Origin of the sequence: Kitasatospora sp. NPDC053057 (assembly GCF_044546945.1) — a bacterium.
GTDB lineage: Bacteria > Actinomycetota > Actinomycetes > Streptomycetales > Streptomycetaceae > Kitasatospora.
This window is the reverse complement of the sequence record NZ_JBITZP010000015.1, coordinates 93,799-113,361: the sequence shown is the minus strand read 5'-3', so window position 1 is coordinate 113,361 and position 19,563 is coordinate 93,799. Positions and strand designations below refer to the sequence as shown.

18 protein-coding genes and 2 riboswitches are annotated in these 19,563 nt (G+C 70.5%); of the genes, 7 read left to right on the top strand and 11 right to left on the bottom strand.

The window, feature by feature from the left end; genetic code table 11:
- Window positions 1-95: 95 nt before the first annotated feature.
- The 4 genes from ACIG5E_RS18050 to ACIG5E_RS18035 all read right to left on the bottom strand — a co-directional run bounded on the left by ACIG5E_RS18050 (window position 96) and on the right by ACIG5E_RS18035 (window position 4,857).
- Complete coding sequence (locus ACIG5E_RS18050) at window positions 96-1,220, bottom strand: NlpC/P60 family protein (RefSeq protein ID WP_396534402.1); 1,125 nt, start codon at window positions 1,218-1,220, stop codon at window positions 96-98.
- A 10-nt stretch (window positions 1,221-1,230) separates the two neighbouring features.
- Window positions 1,231-1,384: riboswitch (cyclic di-AMP (ydaO/yuaA leader) on the bottom strand.
- A 337-nt stretch (window positions 1,385-1,721) separates the two neighbouring features.
- A complete protein-coding gene (locus ACIG5E_RS18045; RefSeq protein ID WP_396534401.1) occupies window positions 1,722-2,759 on the bottom strand; it encodes an NlpC/P60 family protein in 1,038 nt (345 codons plus the stop codon).
- Window positions 2,760-2,968: 209 nt separating this feature from the next.
- Window positions 2,969-4,363 carry an NYN domain-containing protein gene (locus tag ACIG5E_RS18040; protein WP_396534456.1) on the bottom strand — a complete coding sequence of 465 codons (1,395 nt, stop codon included), beginning with the start codon at window positions 4,361-4,363 and terminating at the stop codon, window positions 2,969-2,971.
- Between the two features lie 230 nt (window positions 4,364-4,593).
- A complete protein-coding gene (locus ACIG5E_RS18035; RefSeq protein ID WP_396534400.1) occupies window positions 4,594-4,857 on the bottom strand; it encodes a hypothetical protein in 264 nt (87 codons plus the stop codon).
- Window positions 4,858-5,060: 203 nt separating this feature from the next.
- Between ACIG5E_RS18035 and ACIG5E_RS18030 the strand changes: the two genes are divergently transcribed.
- Together ACIG5E_RS18030 and ACIG5E_RS18025 are read left to right on the top strand one after the other, a co-directional pair.
- On the top strand, window positions 5,061-5,843 hold the full coding sequence (locus ACIG5E_RS18030) for a rhomboid family intramembrane serine protease (RefSeq protein ID WP_396534399.1): 783 nt from the start codon (window positions 5,061-5,063) through the stop codon (window positions 5,841-5,843).
- A 42-nt stretch (window positions 5,844-5,885) separates the two neighbouring features.
- A complete protein-coding gene (locus ACIG5E_RS18025) occupies window positions 5,886-6,167 on the top strand; it encodes an Lrp/AsnC ligand binding domain-containing protein (protein ID WP_030240061.1) in 282 nt (93 codons plus the stop codon).
- Window positions 6,168-6,227: 60 nt separating this feature from the next.
- Here ACIG5E_RS18025 and ACIG5E_RS18020 read toward each other — a convergent pair whose 3' ends face one another.
- From ACIG5E_RS18020 to ACIG5E_RS18010, 3 genes are all read right to left on the bottom strand, one after another.
- Window positions 6,228-7,646, bottom strand: a complete 1,419-nt coding sequence (locus ACIG5E_RS18020; RefSeq protein ID WP_396534398.1) for an aminotransferase class V-fold PLP-dependent enzyme — start codon at window positions 7,644-7,646, stop codon at window positions 6,228-6,230.
- A 52-nt stretch (window positions 7,647-7,698) separates the two neighbouring features.
- Window positions 7,699-7,816: riboswitch (SAM riboswitch) on the bottom strand.
- A 133-nt stretch (window positions 7,817-7,949) separates the two neighbouring features.
- Entirely contained in the window at window positions 7,950-9,026 is a 1,077-nt protein-coding gene (gene trpD, locus ACIG5E_RS18015) for an anthranilate phosphoribosyltransferase (protein WP_396534397.1), read from the bottom strand.
- 120 nt (window positions 9,027-9,146) lie between these two features.
- Entirely contained in the window at window positions 9,147-9,572 is a 426-nt protein-coding gene (locus ACIG5E_RS18010) for a hypothetical protein (RefSeq protein WP_396534396.1), read from the bottom strand.
- Between the two features lie 396 nt (window positions 9,573-9,968).
- Here ACIG5E_RS18010 and ACIG5E_RS18005 point away from each other — a divergent pair, with 396 nt between their 5' ends.
- The 5 genes from ACIG5E_RS18005 to ACIG5E_RS17985 all read left to right on the top strand — a co-directional run bounded on the left by ACIG5E_RS18005 (window position 9,969) and on the right by ACIG5E_RS17985 (window position 14,778).
- On the top strand, window positions 9,969-10,589 hold the full coding sequence (locus ACIG5E_RS18005; protein WP_188303997.1) for a heme-copper oxidase subunit III: 621 nt from the start codon (window positions 9,969-9,971) through the stop codon (window positions 10,587-10,589).
- Window positions 10,590-10,776: 187 nt separating this feature from the next.
- On the top strand, window positions 10,777-11,586 hold the full coding sequence (locus tag ACIG5E_RS18000) for a c-type cytochrome (protein WP_396534395.1): 810 nt from the start codon (window positions 10,777-10,779) through the stop codon (window positions 11,584-11,586).
- An 8-nt stretch (window positions 11,587-11,594) separates the two neighbouring features.
- Complete coding sequence (locus ACIG5E_RS17995) at window positions 11,595-12,647, top strand: Rieske 2Fe-2S domain-containing protein (protein ID WP_396534394.1); 1,053 nt, start codon at window positions 11,595-11,597, stop codon at window positions 12,645-12,647.
- Entirely contained in the window at window positions 12,644-14,302 is a 1,659-nt protein-coding gene (locus ACIG5E_RS17990; RefSeq protein ID WP_396534393.1) for a cytochrome bc complex cytochrome b subunit, read from the top strand. The genes ACIG5E_RS17995 and ACIG5E_RS17990 overlap by 4 nt, the downstream gene beginning before the upstream one ends.
- Window positions 14,303-14,406: 104 nt before the next feature.
- Window positions 14,407-14,778, top strand: coding sequence for a GntR family transcriptional regulator (locus tag ACIG5E_RS17985; RefSeq protein ID WP_396534392.1), 372 nt, complete (start codon window positions 14,407-14,409; stop codon window positions 14,776-14,778).
- A 32-nt stretch (window positions 14,779-14,810) separates the two neighbouring features.
- On the opposite strand, the gene ACIG5E_RS17980 is transcribed toward ACIG5E_RS17985, so the two are convergent.
- From ACIG5E_RS17980 to coxB, 4 genes are all read right to left on the bottom strand, one after another.
- Window positions 14,811-16,067 (bottom strand): Ig-like domain-containing protein, encoded by a 1,257-nt coding sequence (locus tag ACIG5E_RS17980; protein ID WP_396534391.1) that lies wholly within the window; start codon window positions 16,065-16,067, stop codon window positions 14,811-14,813.
- Window positions 16,068-16,245: 178 nt separating this feature from the next.
- Window positions 16,246-16,662, bottom strand: coding sequence for a cytochrome c oxidase subunit 4 (locus ACIG5E_RS17975; RefSeq protein WP_396534390.1), 417 nt, complete (start codon window positions 16,660-16,662; stop codon window positions 16,246-16,248).
- Window positions 16,662-18,437 carry a cytochrome c oxidase subunit I gene (gene ctaD, locus ACIG5E_RS17970; protein ID WP_396236281.1) on the bottom strand — a complete coding sequence of 592 codons (1,776 nt, stop codon included), beginning with the start codon at window positions 18,435-18,437 and terminating at the stop codon, window positions 16,662-16,664. The genes ACIG5E_RS17975 and ctaD overlap by 1 nt, the downstream gene beginning before the upstream one ends.
- Complete coding sequence (coxB, locus tag ACIG5E_RS17965; protein ID WP_396534389.1) at window positions 18,434-19,288, bottom strand: cytochrome c oxidase subunit II; 855 nt, start codon at window positions 19,286-19,288, stop codon at window positions 18,434-18,436. Before coxB ends, ctaD begins: the two co-directional genes overlap by 4 nt.
- Window positions 19,289-19,563 lie beyond the last annotated feature (275 nt).

Below are 19,563 nucleotides of genomic sequence, written 5' to 3'. Positions count from 1 at the left end.
TTGACCCCTATTCGGACACCAGGCCGAGTCGCCGGAAAAGCCGCAGGCCCGGCCCTCCGTGGTGGAGGGCCGGGCCTGTTGGCGCCTGACGCGGATCAGACCCGCACGATGGACGCCAGCGGCATGTTGGAGACGGCCTCGTAGCGGACCGAGGCGCCCGGCTTGGGCGCGTGCAGCACCTGGCCGTTGCCCGCGTAGATGCCGACGTGGTGGGCGTCGCTGTAGAAGATCAGCAGGTCGCCGGGCTGGGCCTGGGAGAGGTCCGAGCCGATCCGGGTGCCGGCGCCGGCCTGCTCCTGCGAGGTGCGCGGCAGCGACACGCCGGCCTGGTTGAACGCCCAGACCATCAGGCCGGAGCAGTCGAAGGAGCCCGGGCCGGTGGCGCCCCAGACGTACGGGCTGCCGATCTTGGAGGCGGCGGCGGACAGCGCGGCGGCACCGTGCGAGCTGCCGGGGGCGACCTTGACCGGCGCGGCCGAGGAGCCCGAGCCGAGGTCGGAGCGGCCGCTGTCCCGCGAGGCGCGATCGGAGGCGCTCGGCTGGGAGGCGTTCGCGGCGGCGTCCGCCTTGGCCTTGGCGTCGGCGGCGGCCTTGTCCTCGGCCGCCTTGATCGCCTGGCGCTCCTGCTCGGTCAGCGTGTTGAGCAGGTCCTGGGCGGCCTTCAGCTTGTTCTGAACGTCCTCCTTGGAGGCCTTCAGCTGCGTGGTGGTGGACTCCAGCTCGGCGAGCTTGCCCTGCGCCTCGGTGCGGTCCTGGTCCAGCTTGCGCTGCTGCTCCTGGAGCTGCTTCAGCTGGTTCTTCTGGGTGTCACCGGCCTGGTTCAGCGCCCCGGCCTGGTTGAGGAAGTTGTCCGGGCTGGAGGAGAGCATCAGCTGAACGGTCGGGGATATGCCGCCGTTGCGGTACTGCTCCCCGGCGATCTCGGCGAGGCCGCCCTGCAGGTCGGTCACCTGCGCCTGCTGGCGGGCCACCTGGTCCTGCATGCCGGAGACCTGCTTCTCCAGCTCCTGCTGCTTCTCCTGCGCCGCGTTGTACTTCTCGGTCGCCTGCTCGGCCTGCTCGTTGAGCTGGTCGACCTGCTCCTTGACCTGTTCCTTGGTCGGCTGCGGGTCGGCGTGCGCGCCGGTCTGCGCGGAGAGGGCGACGGCCGCGGCGGCGAAGCCGGTCAGGATCGAGACACGAGCGCGGCTGGCGGGCTTGGGACGACGATGGGACGCCACGAAGGCGGACTCCTTCTTCCTACGTCCGCCTACCGGGTGAGCTGACGGGTTCGGGCCGGAAGCATGCCCTACGACGCCTCACGGCCTCACCAACGGCCGACCTGGCGCCGATTCACCCCGGAGGAACGTGGTTCCCCGGCTCCGCTCCGCAGCGCCCCCGACCACTGGGCTCCCCTGTCGGGCAGTCGCTTCGACCTGCCCCGCTGTTTCGCGAACTCGACGGAAACCACCGCCGCCACCCAGGCTGGGTGATCGACAGTGCGGTGGTTCGGGGCACGACCCTAGTAACTGAACCGTGATCCGTTCAAATCCTTGTCAGAAAAAAGACGGAAGATTGCCCATGTTCTTTTGTGAAAATGACTGATGGTGATCGCCACCGCACGCAAAGCTGATCGACGCTCACCGATCGGTCGAGGAACGGGCGAACCCGAAGCGCCACCCCCGGATCGGGAGGTGGCGCGGATCACAGGTCCGGAGTCGAACCCCGGGCGTGTCGGGCCGTCAGACCCGGCGGATCGTGTTGATCGGCATCGCGTCGGCCTTCATCACCTTCACCACATCACCGGTGTGCGGCGCGTGGACCACCATGCCGTTGCCGATGTACATCCCGACGTGGTGCCGGTCGCTGCCGTAGATCACCAGGTCGCCCGGCTGGGCCTGGTCCAGCGAGGGCACCCGGGTGCCGACGTCGCCCTGCTCCTGCGAGGTGCGCGGCAGCGAGACGCCGGCCTGGCCGTACGACCAGACCATCAGGCCCGAGCAGTCGAAGGTGCTCGGCCCGGTGGCGCCCCACACGTACGGCGAGCCCTGCTTGCTCATCGCCTTGGCGACGGCCACGGCCGCGTAGCCGCTGGCCGGCGGCAGGCTGCTGAGGTCGACCCGGGCGGCGCCGCGAGAGGCGCGGTCGTCCTGCTGCTGCTGGGCCTTCAGCGCGGCCCGGTCGGCGGCGCTGAGCGAGTTCAGCAGGTCCTGCGCGGCCTTCAGCTTCTGGTTGACGTCCGCCTTGGCCTGGTTGAGGTCCTTGGTGGTGGAGTCCAGCGAGGCCAGCACGGCGGCCGCCTCGGCCTTCTCCTGGTCCAGCCGGCGCTGCTGGTCGAGCAGGCCCTTGAGCGCCTCGGTCTGGCTCTGGCTGGCCTGCTGGACGCTCGACGCCTTCTCCAGGTAGCCGGACGGGTCGGAGGAGAGCATCAGCTGGACGGACGGGTCGATGCCGCCGGTGCGGTACTGCTCGCCCGCGACCTGGGCCAGACCGGTCTGCAGCTGGCTCATCTGGTCCTGGCTGCGGGCCACCTGGTCCTGCAGCTGGTCGGCCTGCTTGCGGAGCTGGTCGGCGCGCTCCTTGGCACCGTTGTACTTCTCCGCCGCCTGCTCCTGGTCCTGCTGGAGCTGGTCGATCTGCGCCTTGACGTCGGACGTGTTCGGCTGCGGTGCGGCGTGTGCGGCCACCTGAGCGGAGAGGGCGACCGCGGTCGCAGCGGCAGCGGTGAGCACCGACACCCGCGCGCGGCTCGGCTGCTTGGGACGGCGGTGGGAGGCCAAGGGACCGGCTCCTTCTTCATCGGACTCACCCGTTCGGGCGAGATTCCGGAAAATAGGTTTGACGCCAGACCCTAGTGAAGATCTATCCGTTTTGCCACTCCCCCGAAGGCGTGAACTCCGGTTCCCACGCTGACTTCACCGGATCCGCACACCCCCGCGGAAAGCGCCCGAAAACGGGCACTGACCAGGTGTCACGGCCCCCGGCCCGGTCAGGGCCGGGCCAGCCGGTTCAGCAGCAGCACCGAGGCCACCGGGCGCGCACCCGCCTTCCGCACGCCCTCCGCGACCTCCCGGTCGGTGGACACCACCACCACCGGACGGCCCTGCGGCTCGGCCCGGACCAGACGGCGGATCAGCTCGTCCGCGGTCTCCCCGGTCCGACTGAACCGTACCCGCACCCCGCGCGGCGGCGCCATGATGACCGGCACGTCCAGGTCCTGCCCGTCGAACACACAGGTGACCTCCGCCTGGGTGCGCTGGGCCAGCATCGCCAGCCCGCCCAGCAGCCGGATCCGCTGCTGCTCCAACGGCAGCGCCGGATACCCGGTCTTGGTCACGTTGTAGCCGTCCACCACCAGGTGGACCTGCGGGATCGCCAGCAGCTGGTCCAGCAGCGCCGGATCGTCCTCGGCCAGGCCGCGCCGGGCCACGTCGTGCGGCGAGGCCGCCCCCGGCACCACCGCCTCCACCAGGTCCGCCGGGCGGATCTGGGAGACCGGCAGCGCCAACTCGCGCTGCAGGCCCTGCGCCGACTGCAGCACGGTGTCCAGCAGCAGCCGCAACCGCATGTCCTCGACGCTGCGCCCCTCGCGGGCCGACCGACGGCCCTGCTCGGCGGCGTTCTCCAGCTCGGACACCCGGTGCCGCAGCCGTCGCGCCTCGCTCTCGGCCGCACTGCGCTCACCCGCGGCCTGCGCCTTCGCGGCCTCCAGCTCCCCGGTCACCCGTCGGGTCTCGGCCTGCGCCCGGCGGGTGTCGCTCTCCAGCGACCGCACCTTCTTGCGCAGCGACTCGGCCTCCCGCCGGATGCCCTCGGACTCCGCGCGCTGGCGGTCCAGGTCCGCCCGCGCCGCGGCCCGCACCTCGGCCAGCTCGGCCTGCAGCTTCTCCACCAGCCGGGTGGCCTCCGCCGCCGCGTCCTCGGCGCCGGCCCGCTCGGCCTCCTCGCCGGCTTCGGTGACCAGCCGGCTCCAACCCGCCGAGCGCACCAGGTAGGCGGCGGCCGCGACGTCCATCGGATCGGCGGCGCCGGGGACGGTGCCCGACTCCAACGCCTTCACCAGGTCCGGCTGGCCCAGCCGCAGCCGCTCCGCTATCCGCACCCGGAAGGCCGGCTCGGACTCCAGCGCCGCCGCCAGCGCGGTGGCCGCGTACTTGGCCCGCCGCGCAGGGGTGAACTTGACGTACTGGCGCAGGCTCTGCGGCAGCTCCGCGGGCGGCAGCCCGCCCAGCGCGTCCGAGGCCAGCCCGACCACACGCCGGCGCACGCCCTCGGGCAGCGGCCGGTCCAGCTTCTCGGCCGCGCGCTCCGCCGCACCGGAAACAGCGGCACCGCAGTGATCGGCACCGGAGGCAGCGGCCCCTGCCGCGGTGCCCTCCGGCACAGCGGTCTCGGACGGGACCGTCCCGGCGGCCGGCTCCGGTGCCTGCGCAGCGGGCTGAAGCCCCTGCGCTTCGCCGGGCTCCCTCGCTGCGTCCACCACGTCCTCGGCTCCGATCCTGGTCCAGCGGGTGCGGCCCGCGGCCGCCCCTGTCGTCACGCTCCGTGCGTCTTGTCTGTATTGTCCCGTGCGGTGGACAGCCGCGTCGCGCACCGCCCACCGCACCGCCGGGGTCAGCCCTGCTCGGCGGGGGCCTCCGCGCCCTCGGCGCCCGGGCGGGCCACCAGCTCGACCTGGTCCACCGCGTTGCACCAGCGGCAGCGCACCGACTCGATCGTCTCGCTGAGCACTTCGGTCTCCTCGACCTTGGACTCGCCGGCCAGGTCGAAGTGCAGGAACTCGGTCACCCGCGCGGTGCGGGTCACGTCGAAGCGGGTGAGGTTGCCGCACAGCGTGCAGCGCCAGTGCGTCTCGGCGGTCAGTGCGGGGACGGTCATCGGGGGGATCCTCTCGGCTGGTCCCTGGGCGGGCTAGGCGCTCCCCCCGGAGCCCCGGCGTCGGCGGCGGGAGACGGGATTGCCCGCCCCAAGCCTATTGCCTGGGGCAACCACCCCGACCACCGGTTGCCGGAACACGATGGCTAGTCCACCTGCCGTAAACCGCCGTGTCACCTGCCGCGCGCGGAGGGATGCTTGGCCGCATGGCGCTCGCGGCCCCCGACCACACGGACGCGCGGGGTGACCGCCCGGCGGTGCCCGCCCCGGCGGTCACCTACGCCCTGATCGCGGTCAACACCCTGGTCTTCCTGCTCGGCCCGGCCGCCGGTCTCAACCCGCTGTACGGCACCGGCCAGGCCCGGATCTGCGCCGAGCAGCGGTACGAGCAGCGCTGGGGCGCCGTCCCCGCCGAGCTGCTGACCGGCCACCCGCTCACCGCCGAACAGCTGGCCGAGGGCCCCGACCCCGTCCCCGGCTGCCCCGCCGCCCCCACTCCGGGCAAGCACCCGGCGGTCTCCGCCCTCACCGGGCTCTTCCTGCACGCCGGCTGGCTGCACCTGCTGGGCAACCTGCTCTTCCTCCACGTCTTCGGCCCCACCGTCGAACGACGGCTCGGCCGGGCCAGGTACCTCCTCTTCTACCTGGCCGCCGGCAGCCTCGCCTCGTACGGCTTCGCGCTCGCCGAGGCGCACTCGCCCGGCTCCACCCGAGTCCTGATCGGCGCCTCGGGCGCGATCTCCGCCGTGCTCGGCGCGTACCTGCGCTTCCACCCGCGGGCCCGGGTGACCACCCTGGTGCCGCTGCTCCTCTTCCTCCCGCTGCGCTTCCCGGCCTGGCTGGTGCTCGGCCTCTGGTTCGCGCTGCAGTGGTGGTCGGTGCACTCGGCCGGCCCGGGGGTGGCCTACCTGGTGCACGTGATCGGCTTCTCGGCCGGCTTCCTGTACGCCTGCACCGTGGTCGGACACCCCCCAAGACGCCCCGGCTGAGGCCCGATACGCTGGCCGCACCCCACGAAGGAGCCCGAAACAGTGATCACCGCCATCGTCCTGATCAAGACCAGTGTCGACCGCATCCCGGAGATCGCCGAGGCCATCGCCGCCATCGAGGGCGTCAGCGAGGTGTACTCGGTGACCGGCGGCTACGACCTGGTGGCGATGGTCCGGGTGCGCCGCCACGACGACCTGGCCGAGGTCATCCCGGGCCGGCTGAACAAGGTCCCGGGCGTGGCCCACACCGAGACCCAGATCGCCTTCCGCACCTACTCCCAGCACGACCTGGAAGCGGCCTTCGCCCTCGGCCTGGACGAGTAGCCGTCAGGCCCAGGGCCGGTCTTCGGACTCCCGCCTGCGGGCCGACGCCGGGGCACGCACCTAGCGGCGGCTGTCGGCGACGCAACGGCCGCCCTCGTTGCGGTAGTTCCACGCCGCGCCGTCGGTGACCAACTCGCGGACGGCGGTCAGGAAGCGCTCGATGTGCTCGTCCGGCGTGCCGGCCCCGAAGCTCACCCGGATCGCGTTCAGGCTGCGCTCCCCCGGGAGCGAGGGCTCCGGCGCCCCGCACTCGGAGACCGGACCGGGCGCCACGCCGGACTCCTCCCCGAGCAGGGTCCGCACCAGCGGGTGGGCGCAGAACAGCCCGTCGCGCACCCCGATGCCGTACTCGGCGGACAGCGCGGCCGAGAAGTGCGAGCTGTTCCAGTCGCGGACGACGAAGGACAGCACGCCCACCCGGGCTGAGCCCTCGCCGAACAGGTTCAGCACCTTGACCTGCGGGATCTCCGCCAGCCCCGCCGTCAGCCGCTCGACGAGCCGCCGCTCCCGGGCCTCCAGCGCGTCGAAGCCGGCCTCGGTCAGCGCCCGGCAGGCCGAGGCGATCGCGTAGGCGCCGATGACGTTCGGCGAGCCGGCCTCGTGCCGGGCCGGGCCGGTGTGCCACTGCACCGCCACCGAGCCGTCCAGCTCCCGGGCCACCGTCCGGGTCGCCCCGCCGCCGGCCAGGTACGGCTCGGCCGCGTCCAGCCAGTCCGCCCGCCCGGCGAGCACCCCGGCGCCGAACGGCGCGTACAGCTTGTGGCCGGAGAAGGCGATCCAGTCGACGTCCAGCTCGCGCACCGAGACCCGGTGGTGCGGGGCCAGCTGGGCGGCGTCCAGCACCACCCGGGCGCCGTGCCGGTGCGCGGTCGCGGTCAGCTCGGCGACCGGCCACAGCTCGCCGGTCACGTTGGAGGCGCCGGTGACGCACAGCAGCTTCGGCCCCTCGGGCGCCCCGGCGAGCGCCGCCTCCAGCGCGGCCACCGCCTCGGCCCGCGAGCGCGGCGCCCGCAGGTAGCTGACCTCCAGCCCGGCGTGCGCCCAGGGCAGCAGCGAGGCGTGGTGCTCGGTCTCGAAGGCGAACACCCGGGTGCCGGCCGGCACGGCGGCGGCCAGCAGGTTGAGCGAGTCGGTGGTGGCGCGGGTGAAGACCACCTGGTCGCCCTCGCGCAGGTCGAGGAACTCGGCGACGGTCCGGCGGCTCTGCTCGAACAGGTCGGTCGACAGCTGCGACAGGTACCCGGCGCCGCGGTGCACGCTGCCGTAGTACGGGGCGTAGGCGGCGACGTCATCCCAGACCCGCTGGAGCGCCGGCGCGCTGGCCGCGTAGTCGAGCGCCGCGTAGCCGACCTTCTCACCGCTGGCGAGCGGCACCTGGACGTCGTGGCCGAGGACGGCGAGCGGGGCGCTCGGGAAAAGCCGCGCGGAGCGCGCCGAAAGAAGGGTGGCGGCGGGCGACGGGTGGGCGGAGAGGGACATGAGGATGCACTCCTTCACGGGGTAAGGGACCCCGGGAGTGCTGACCGTCCGGTGTCCGCGCTTGTCGCGCGGACGGCTTGCCCGGCGACCCGGTCCTCACCCAGGGCACCCCGCCACGGACGGAGGGTTGCCGGACAGCCAGCTGGGGCTTCGCGCTGTCACTCATGACCTGGCCCAGACTCTAGGTCGGGTACGTCGGACGGTCAAACAGGCATCCACCATCCGGACAGCGTCTTCGCCCGCTCGGGGCGCGTGCCACAAGGGCCCGTGCCGACGAATCGACACGGGCCCTCAACTGCCGCCTCAGATCCGGCTGGTGGCCTCCGACCAGCGCCGCAGCAGGTCCTGCGCCGCGCCCGAGTCGATCGCCTCGGCCGCCCGGGCCATGCCCGCCGCGAGCTGCTCCGTCAGCGGTGCGTCGCCGAGGTCCATCGCGACCAGCGCCGCCGCCGTGTTCAGCAGGACGGCGTCCCGCACCGGCCCGCGCTCCCCGGCCAGCAGCCGGCGCGCGACCTCGGCGTTGTACGCGGCGTCGGCCCCGCGCAGCGCCTCGATGCCGACCAGCTCGATGCCGACGTCCCGCGGGTCGAAGGTGGTCTCGGTGACCGCCCCGTCGCGTACCAGCCACACCCGCGAGGTGGTGGTGATGGTCAGTTCGTCCAGCCCGTCGTCACCGCGGAACACCAGCGCCGTCGCCCCGCGCCGGGCCAGCACGCCGGCGATCAGCCCGGAGAGCCGGGTGTCGAAGCAGCCGATCGCGTGCGAGGTGACCTTCGCCGGGTTGGTCAGCGGGCCGAGGATGTTGAAGGCGGTCGGCACCCCGAGGTCGCGCCGCGCGGTGGCGGCGTGCCGCATCGACGGGTGGAACTTCGCCGCGAAGCAGAAGGTGAGCCCGACCTCCTCGGCCACCTCGGCCACCCGCCGGGCCGACAGGTCCAGCGCCACCCCGAGCTTCTCCAGCACATCCGAGGAGCCGCTGGAGGAGGAGGCGGCCCGGTTGCCGTGCTTGACCACCTTGGCCCCGGCGGCCGCCGCGACGATCGCCGACATGGTGGAGATGTTGACGGTCTTCGCCCGGTCGCCGCCGGTGCCGACGATGTCGACCGCCGGACCGGGGATGTCCAGCGGCTCGGCGTGCTCGTACATCGCATCGACCAGACCGGCGATCTCGTCGACCGTCTCGCCCTTGGCCCGTAGCGCCACCATGAACCCGGCCACCTGGACGGGGGACGCCTCACCGCTCATGATCCGGTCCATCGCCCACGCGGTGGACGAGCGGTCGAGGTCCTCCCCCTTCAACAGCGCCGCCAGGAGGTCCGGCCAGGTGCGGACCACCTGCGCGGGGTCGGTACCACCGTTCGCAGGGTTCACGTTCACCATGGCTGACTCCAGCTGTTGTCGGTTCCCCCGCGCCGGGGGGACGTCCGTACGGATGGAGCCAGCCTATCGAGCGGCGGGGTGCCTAGGGCCCGGTCTTCTCCAGTACTGAGACGGCACCGCTCAACGCGCGGCCGGAGCCCGCTTGGCCAGCCGTGCCCGCAGCAGGGTGGCGACCGCCCCGGCCAGCGCCACCGGGTCCACCGGGTGGGAGATCGCGGCATCGGCCCGGCTCCAGGCGGCGAGCCAGGAGTCCTGCGGCCGGCCGATCAGCACCAGCACCGGCGGGCAGCCGTAGATCTCGTCCTTGAGCTGGCGCCCCAGGCCGAGCCCGCCGGCCGGGACCGCCTCGCCGTCCAGCACGCAGAGGTCGATGCCGCCCTTCTCCAATGCCTTGATCACCGCGGGGGTGGTCGCGCACTCGAGGTAGGACAGCTCCGGAAGATCCTCGGCGGGCCGGCGGCCGAGTGCCGTCAGCACCTGCTCGCGGGTGTTGCGGTCGTCGCTGTAGACGAGGACGGTGAGCGTCTCGTCGGTCGTGTACGCCATGGACCCTGCTCCCTCAAGTGTGATCCGGACCACGTTCACCTGATCCGGATGCTACTCCCGTTTCCCCCGTCGCCGGTCCCCCTCGCGCACGTTCCTCCCCAAGCCGCCCCGCCCGCGGCTCACCCACCCGGAGGACGGCCCGTCACCCGGTCCCCCTCGGTCCACCCGGACGGCGGATGCGGCGTCCTCTCCCCTACATCGCGGCACTGCGCCGTCCGTGCAACGACGCGCCGGGCAAGGGGGTAGCGGGCCCGCCCGAGGAACCGTCAGAAATGGGACACGCCGCTGCTCAGCCCGCACACGGACACCCCGTCGCCCTCCAAGCGGGCATACCGCACGCACCGGACACTCCGAGGGACACCCCCCGACGTGAAGACGGAATAAGGGACCGACATAATGTCCGTCGTGGCGACAGCAACAGCAACAGAAACCGGGCACGCGCACGGATCGGTCAATCGACCGAACATGGTCAGCGTCGGAACGATCGTCTGGCTCAGTTCCGAGCTGATGTTCTTCGCGGCCCTCTTCGCGATGTACTTCACGCTCCGCTCCGTCAAGGGAGCCGAGTTCTGGGCCGAGAAGGCGCACGCCCTCAACGTGACGTTCTCCTCGATCAACACCACCGTCCTGGTGCTCTCCTCGCTCACCTGCCAGCTCGGCGTGTTCGCCGCCGAGCGCGGTGACGTGAAGAAGCTCCGCGGGTGGTTCATCCTCACGTTCTTCATGGGCGCGATCTTCATCGGCGGCCAGGTCTACGAGTACACCGAGCTGGTCAAGAACGACGGCCTCTCGCTGTCCTCCGACCCGTACGGCACGGTGTTCTACCTGACCACCGGCTTCCACGGTCTGCACGTGACGGGTGGTCTGATCGCCTTCCTGCTGGTCCTGGGACGGACGTACGCAGCCAAGCGCTTCACGCACGAGCAGGCCACCGCCGCGATCGTCGTGTCCTACTACTGGCACTTCGTCGACGTCGTGTGGATCGGCCTGTTCGCGACCATCTACCTGATCAAGTAACCAGCTGATCAGGTCGCTGGCCACCGGCTGCGGCCCCCGCCCTCACCGGCGACGGGCCGCTTCTGCCGGTGCCGACGCTCCCACCGACCGACCGCGCGCGCAGCCTTGGACAGGCAGCCTCGTGCCGGCCAGACCGGCCGCCGGGTGCACCCACCAGTCGACCAGATCCTGACACCGGGGTTATTCCGTGAAAAAGCTCTCCGCACGACGGCGCCACCCATTGGCGGCGCTGGTCGTCCTACTTCTCGCCCTGGCGGCAACCGGGGGGCTGTACGCCGCGTTCGCGCCCGCCGACAAGGCGCAGGCCGACGTCGCCGCGCAGTCGCTCGCGATCGATGAGGGCAAGAGGCTCTTCGCCGTCGGCTGCTCCTCCTGCCACGGCATCAACGGCCAGGGCAGCAGCGAGGGTCCGAGCCTGGTCGGCGTCGGCACCGCCGCCGTCGACTTCCAGGTCGGCACCGGCCGCATGCCGGCCCAGCAGCCCGGCGCCCAGGTGCCGCGCAAGCCGAAGATCTACACCCAGGGCGAGATCGACCAGCTCGCCGCGTACATCGGTTCGCTCGGCCCCGGCCCGATCGCGCCGAAGCCGGATCAGTACACCTCGACCGACCCCGATGACATCTCCAAGGGTGGCGAGCTGTTCCGCACCAACTGCGCCCAGTGCCACAACTTCGCGGGCCAGGGCGGTGCCCTGACCAAGGGCAAGTACGCCCCGTCGCTGGAGGGCGTGGACGCCAAGCACATCTACGAGGCCATGCAGACCGGCCCGCAGAACATGCCGTCGTTCCCGGACAGCACCATGCCCGAGGAGCAGAAGAAGCAGATCGTGGCCTTCGTCCGCCACACCACCAACGATGAGCCCAACCCCGGCGGTCTCACCCTGGGCAGCCTCGGTCCGGTGACCGAGGGTCTGTTCGGCTGGATCTTCGGCCTCGGCACGCTCATCGCGGTCGCGATCTGGGTCGCCGCCCACACCACCAAGGCCAAGAAGTCATGAGCCACGACATGTCAGAAGAGAAGCTCCCGGAGCCGCACGGCTCCGCCGGCGAGGTTGCCGACCACGGCAACCCGTTCGCCGACCCGGGCCTGCCGGCCCACGAGCCCCGTCGCACCGACATCGACGAGCGGGCCGCCAAGCGGGCCGAGCGCCAGGTCTCGCTGATGTTCGTGGTCTCGATGCTCGCCACCGTCGGCTTCATCGCCTCGTACGTGGCCATCGACCCGGACAAGATCGTCTACATCTTCCCGCTGGGTCACGTCAGCGCGCTGAACTTCGCGCTCGGCCTGACCCTGGGCGTCGCGCTGTTCCTGATCGGCGCGGGCGCGGTCCACTGGGCCCGCACCCTGATGTCGGACGTCGAGATGCCGTCCGAGCGTCACCCGATCGAGGCTTCCGACGAGGTCCGCAACGACGTCATCGAGCAGTTCAAGACCGGTGCCGCCGAGTCCGGCTTCGGTCGCCGCAAGATGATCCGCAACACCCTCATCGGGTCGATGGCGCTGGTCCCGCTCTCCGGCGTGGTCCTGCTCCGCGACCTGGGCCCGCTGCCGGAGAAGAAGCTCCAGGAGACGGGCTGGCGGGAGGCCACCCCGGCCAAGCCGCTGGCGCTCGTCAACATGAGCACCATGCAGCCGATGAAGCCCGAGGACCTCGTGGTCGGCTCGCTGACCTTCGCCATGCCGGAGGGTCTGACCACCCACGACGAGGACTTCCAGCAGCGCATCGCCAAGGACGCCCTGATGCTGGTGCGCATCGCGCCGGAGGACATCAAGGACGACAAGTCCAGGGACCTGGGTTTCGAGGGCATCCTCGCCTACTCGAAGATCTGCACCCACGTCGGCTGCCCGATCAGCCTGTACGAGCAGCAGACCCACCACGCGCTCTGCCCCTGCCACCAGTCGACCTTCGACCTGGCGGACGGCGCGCGCGTCATCTTCGGCCCGGCCGGCCACCCGCTGCCGCAGCTGAAGATCACCACTGACGACAAGGGCAACCTGGTCGCCACCGGCGACTTCGCGAAGCCTGTCGGCCCGAGCTTCTGGGAGCGTGCTCGATGAGTAGCGCGAGCAGCACCACGACCGGTGCCGCCAAGCCGTCCAGCACGCGTGCCAACCCCGCCAACAAGTGGGAGGCCGCGGCTGACTGGACGGACGGCCGGCTGGGGATCTACTCCCTCGCCAAGGCCAACCTGCGGAAGATCTTCCCGGACCATTGGTCCTTCATGCTGGGCGAGATCTGCCTCTACACCTTCGTCATCATCATCCTGACCGGTGTCTACCTGACGCTGTTCTTCAAGCCGTCGATGGCCGAGGTCGTCTACAACGGCTCGTACGTGCCGCTCAAGGGCATCGGGATGTCCGAGGCGTACGCCTCGACGGTGGACATCAGCTTCGAGATCCGCGGCGGTCTGCTGATCCGCCAGATCCACCACTGGGCCGCCCTGGTCTTCGTGGCCGCGATGCTCGTGCACATGATGCGCGTGTTCTTCACCGGCGCGTTCCGCAAGCCGCGTGAGATCAACTGGGTCTTCGGCTTCCTGCTGCTGGTCCTGGGCATGTTCGACGGCTTCTTCGGCTACTCGCTGCCCGACGACCTGCTGTCGGGTACCGGTATCCGCTTCATGGAAGGCGCGATCCTCGCGGTCCCGCTGGTCGGCACCTACGTCCAGATGTTCCTGTTCGGGGGCGAGTTCCCCGGCCACGACATCGTGCCGCGGTTCTTCACCATCCACGTCCTGCTGATCCCGGGCATCATGCTCGGCCTGCTGGTGGCGCACCTGATCCTGGTCTTCTACCACAAGCACACCCAGTGGGCGGGCCCGGGCAAGACCGAGAAGAACGTCGTCGGCATGCCGCTGATGCCGGTCTACATGGCCAAGGCCGGTGGCTTCTTCTTCCTGGTCTTCGGCATCATCGCCGCCATCTCGGCGATCGCCACGATCAACCCGATCTGGGCGTACGGCCCGTACCGTCCGGACCAGGTGTCGACCGACGCCCAGCCCGACTGGTACATGGGCTTCTCCGAGGGCCTGATCCGCGTCATGCCGGGCTGGGAGATCAGCCTGTGGGGCCACACCCTGAACCTGGGTGTCTTCGTCCCGCTGATGATCTTCCCGCTGGTCCTGGTCGCCATCGCGGTCTACCCCTTCATCGAGGGCTGGATCACCGGCGACAAGCGCGAGCACCACATCCTGGACCGCCCGCGCAACGCCCCGGTCCGCACCGGCCTGGGTGCCGCCTGGATCAGCCTGTACCTGGTCCTGCTGGTGGGTGGTGGCAACGACCTGTTCGCCACGCACTTCCACATGTCGCTCAACTCGATCACCTACTTCGTGCGCGCCGGCTTCTTCGTGGTGCCGGTCATCACCTTCATCGTGACCAAGCGCTGGTGCCTCGGCCTGCAGCGCCGTGACAAGGAGAAGGTGCTGCACGGCCGCGAGACCGGCGTCATCAAGCGCCTGCCGCACGGTGAGTTCGTCGAGGTGCACGCCCAGCTGCCGCAGAAGGACCTGCACACGCTCACGGCGCACGAGCAGAACCAGCCGGTCGAGCTGCCGGCCCAGACGGACGAGAACGGCGTGGCCCGCAAGGCCGGCGCCCTCACCCGCACCCGGGCCAAGCTCTCCCGCGGCTTCTACGGCGAGGGCAGCCAGATCCCCAAGCCCACCGCCGAAGAGCACCACGAGATCACCAGCGGCCACGGCCACCACTGATCCCGTACGCACCCCCCGCGTCACCCCGAGGGCCGCTGACCAGAGTTCATCTGGTCGGCGGCCCTCGGGCTTTCTCGTACCCGCACCGCTTCCAGGAGCCACCCGTGCAGCTGTCCGTCGACCCCGCCGCCGCCACTCCCCCGTACGAGCAGATCCGCGCCCAGATCGCCGAGCAGGCCCGCTCCGGCGCGCTGCCGACCGGGCTGCGGCTGCCCACCGTACGGGCCCTGGCCGAGGAGCTGGGGCTGGCCGCCGGGACGGTCGCCCGGGCCTACAAGGAGCTGGAGGCGGACGGCGTGGTGGAGACCCACGGCCGGCGCGGCACCCTGATCGCCGCCACCGGGGACGCCGCGCACCGGCTGGCCGCCGAGGCCGCCACCGAGTACGCCGAGCGCGCGAGCCGGCTGGGCCTGTCCCACCCGGACGCCCTGGCCGCCGTGCTCACCGCCCTGGGCGTGGCCTACCCCGAGGCCTGAGCGGAGCCGAGCGGGGAGTCACAGCGGCTCCCTCAGACCTCGGGGCGCATCATCCCGGCCGCGGGGGCCTGGGCGGCCGGGACGGTGGTGCTGAGGGGCTTCCCGAGGGCGCTGTGCTTGACCCAGTCCGTCCAGGAGACGTTCCAGTCCCCGAAGCCGTTGCCGAAGGGCTCCATGCCGGCGCCGTGGCTGTTCACCACCGTCACCAGGTCCCCCACCCGGGTGTTGTCGTAGAACCACTTGGCGTTGTCGGTGCTCATGCCGGTGCAGCCGTGGCTGACGTTGTCCACGCCCTGCGAGCCGACCGACCAGGGCGCCGCGTGGACGTACTCGCCGCTCCAGGTCACCCTGGTGGCCCACTCTACGTTCAGGTCGTAGGCCTCCGAGCTGCCCGCGGCTATACCGATCGTCTCGCCGCTCATCCGGACGGAGCGCTCCTGGCCGAGCACCACCTTGATGCCGTTGCGGGTGTCGAAGCCGGGCTTGCCGGTGGTGACCGGGATGCTCCGGATCGTCTCACCGTCGCGCTTGAGGGTGAGTTCGTGGGCGGCCGCGTCGATCACCGACTCGACCCGGGCGCCGATCCGCAGCCGCAGCGAGCTGCGGTCGCCGCCGTAGAGGCCGTCGGCGATCCGGCTGCCGGTGTCGTCGAAGGCCAGCGCCACGGTCGTGCCGGCCGGCCAGTACTCCTGCGGGCGGAAGTGCAGGTTCTTGTCGTCCACCCAGTACCAGGCCCCGATGACGGCCGGCTGGGAGGTCACGGTCAGCGCGCTCTCGACCTCCTGACGGGCCTGCGGGTCCTTCACCGCCTCGGAGAGCTGGACGGTGAGCGGCTGGCCCACCCCGTAGACGCCGCTGCCGGAGGAGTCCGGGCCGAGCTTGGCGGTGAGCAGGCGCTGGGCGGCCCGGGTTCTGAACTTCTCGGTGATGTCGCCGCGGCCGTTCTTGCCGTCGTCGGCGGAGATCCGGACGGCGTACGCGGTGTCGGCCTTCAGCCGCCCGGTGGTCTGCCAGCTGCGCTGGTCGTCGGCGAGCTTCCCGGCCACCACCCGGCCGTCCGGGCCGACCACGGTGACGTCGGTGAGCCGGCTGCCCTCCAGGGCGGTCACGGTGACCGGCTTCGAGGGGTCGACCTTGCCCTCGGCCGAGAGGCGGACGAGCGGGGCCGCGTCGATCCGGTGCGGTCCGGAGGACTCGTCGTCCCCGGACGAGCAGGCGGCCAGCGGGGCCAGCACTGCCAGGGCCAGCGAGATGCTGCCGATGCCTGCGATTCCGCGCCTGTCGGCCATGACCGCCTCCGAGGGGTCCGCACTATTCGCACGATTGCTCAGATCGTAGGAACCACCCGGATCGAGCGACATCCGAGCGACCCTGCGTTCACCCGGGTGAGTGAGTCCGTCACCCCGGAGACGCAGCAGGGCCGGTCCCCCCGTGCGGGAGGACCGGCCCTGTGATCGGAAGCGGAACCTACTGGTTCTGGTTCTCGCCCCGGTAGAACTCGAAGACCCATCCGAAGATGCCGATCAGGATGATCGGGGCGGCCCAGAACATCAGCCACCAGCCGAAGATCACGCCCAGGAAGGCGAGCGCGCCACCGAGCGCCAGCGACAGCGGCTGCCAGCTGTGCGGGGCGAAGAAGCCCAGCTCGCCGGAGTCGTCCGCGACCTCGGCCTCGGGGTTGTCACCCGCGCCGCTGTCCACCCGACGGGCGGTGAAGGCGAGGTAGTACCCGATGAAGGCGCACAGACCGAAGGCGAGGAACAGCGCCGTGGTACCGGCGGCCTCCAGGCCCGGGCCCGAGTTGTTGGTCCACAGGCCGTAGGTGATGGCCATCGCCAGCACGAAGACCGACAGGCCCAGGAAGATCTTTCCCTGTTCCTTCATCAGGCGTCACCCTCCTGCTTGCCCTTGCCCAGCTTCGGGGCGTCGTACTTCGCCGGGGTCACACCGGCGAGGTGCTTGGCCGGCTCGCCGTGGTTCTCCAGGTAGTCCAGCGCGGCGATCTCCGGGTGGTGGAGGTCGAAGGCCGGGGATTCGGAGCGGATCCGGGGCAGGGTGAGGAAGTTGTGCCGCGGCGGCGGGCAGGAGGTCGCCCACTCCAGGGAGCGGCCGAAGCCCCACGGGTCGTCCACGGTGACCTTCTCGCCGTACTTGGCGGTCTTCCAGACGTTGTAGAGGAACGGCAGGATCGACAGGCCGAGCACGAAGGAGCCGATGGTCGAGACGGTGTTCAGGGTGGTGAAGCCGTCCGAGGCCAGGTAGTCGGCGTAACGGCGGGGCATGCCCTCCGCGCCGAGCCAGTGCTGCACCAGGAAGGTGGTGTGGAAGCCGAAGAACAGCGTCCAGAAGGTGATCTTGCCGAGGCGCTCGTCCAGCATCTTGCCGGTCATCTTCGGCCACCAGAAGTGGAAGCCGGCGAACATCGCGAACACGACGGTGCCGAAGACCACGTAGTGGAAGTGGGCGACGACGAAGTACGAGTCCGAGACGTGGAAGTCGATCGGCGGGGAGGCCAGCAGGACACCGGTCAGACCACCGAAGAGGAAGGTGACCAGGAAGCCGACCGTCCAGAGCATCGGCGTCTCGAAGCTCAGCGAGCCCTTCCACATGGTGCCGACCCAGTTGAAGAACTTCACACCGGTCGGGACCGCGATCAGGAAGGTCATGAAGGAGAAGAACGGCAGCAGCACCTGTCCGGTGACGTACATGTGGTGCGCCCACACCGTCACGGACAGACCGGCGATCGCGATGGTGGCCGCGATCAGACCGGAGTAACCGAACATCGGCTTGCGGCTGAAGACCGGGATGATCTCCGACACGATGCCGAAGAACGGCAGCGCGATGATGTACACCTCGGGGTGGCCGAAGAACCAGAACAGGTGTTGCCACAGCATCGCCCCGCCGTTGGCGGGATCGAAGACGTGTGCCCCGAACTTGCGGTCCGCCTCCAGGGCGAACAGCGCGGCGGCCAGCACCGGGAAGGCCAGCAGGACCAGCACCGAGGTCAGCAGGACGTTCCAGACGAAGATCGACATCCGGAACATCGTCATGCCCGGAGCGCGCATGCAGATGATCGTGGTGATGAAGTTGACCGCACCGAGGATCGTGCCGAAACCGGAGAAGGCCAGACCCATGATCCACATGTCGCCGCCGACGCCGGGCGAGTGCACCGCGTCCGACAGCGGGGAGTAGGCGAACCAGCCGAAGTCGGCGGCGCCGTTCGGGGTCAGGAAGCCGCAGACCGCGATGCTCGAACCGAAGAGGTAGAGCCAGTACGCGAACATGTTCAGACGCGGGAAGGCCACGTCCGGGGAGCCGATCTGCAGCGGCATGATCCAGTTCGCGAAGCCCGCGAACAGCGGCGTCGCGAACATCAGCAGCATGATCGTGCCGTGCATCGTGAACGCCTGGTTGAACTGCTCGTTCGACAGGATCTGGGTCCCGGGACGAGCCAGCTCGGCACGCATGACCAGGGCGAGGATGCCACCGATCAGGAAGAAGGCGAACGACGTGCCCAGGTACAGGGTGCCGATCGTCTTGTGGTCAGTGGTGGTCAGCCACTTGATGATGGTCGAACCCGGCTTCCGGGTCCGCTGCGCCCCGACCGTGACGGCCTCGGCGCCCCCGCCGGCCGCGGCGGGCTCGTTGAGGATGGTCACTTCGCTTCACTTCCCATGGTGATGACGCCGGAGGGCACCGCGCCGTTCTGGCCCTTGGCGCGAAGCTCGGCCAGGTGCTTGTCGTAGTCGGCGCGATCGACGACCTTGACGTTGAACAGCATGCGCGAGTGGTCGACGCCGCAGAGCTCGGCGCACTTGCCCATGTACTCGCCCTTGACGGTCGGGGTGACCTCGAACTTGTTCACCACGCCCGGCACGACGTCCATCTTCATCATGAAGTTGACGGGCCAGAAGTCGTGGATGACGTCACGAGAGGTGAGCCGGAACTGCACCGTCTCGTTGACCGGCAGCCAGAGCGTCGGAGCGTCCTTGGGCGTACCGACGTCGTACGCGGCGTCCTTGTTGGCCGGGTCGGGGGTCTCGGTGTTCTCGTAGTTGAACGCCCAGCTCCACTGGAAGCCGACCACGTTGACGTAGTGCTGCGGCTTCGCGGAGACATGCGTCAGCTTCGCCTCGTCGCGGGCGACGAAGTAGAAGAGGACCGAGACGATGATGATGGGGACCGCGGTGTAGAGCGCCTCGATGGGCACGTTGTACCGGGTCTGCGGGGGGATCTCCACACCGGTGCGCTTGCGCCGGTGGAAGATCACGCTCCAGATGATCAGACCCCACATCAGTACGCCGACCACCAGCGCCGCGATCCAGGAGCCCTGCCACATCTGGAGGACCATGGGCCCTTCCTTGGTGACGGGGCTCGGGAGGCCAAGCCTGGGGAGGTCGTTGGCCGAGCAGCCGGTGGCGGTCGCGATGACGAGGCCCAGTGCCAGCGCCTGAGGCAGCTTCCGCCGCATCGTGCGCCGCGGCGAGCGGTCGGAGCCGTTGGGACTCACGTAGCGCCTTCCCGAAGTCTCGCCCGCCTTCGCGTCGCACCGGGAGGGGAGTGTGAGCCCCTCCGGCGACCCGTCCACGGGCACGGTTTGAATGCTTATGCGGGCCAAACCCTACTCCAGCCTTATGCGCTCCTGACGGGCAGCCCCCGGTAACGCGCCGCCCGGTCGCCCGATCAGGCCCGGCAGGGGCTGCGTCGCAGGTCATCGTAGGCATTCGAGGTCCATACGCCCGATCGGGGGATGACCTCGAACAACGTGGCTGACGGCCCGTCGGT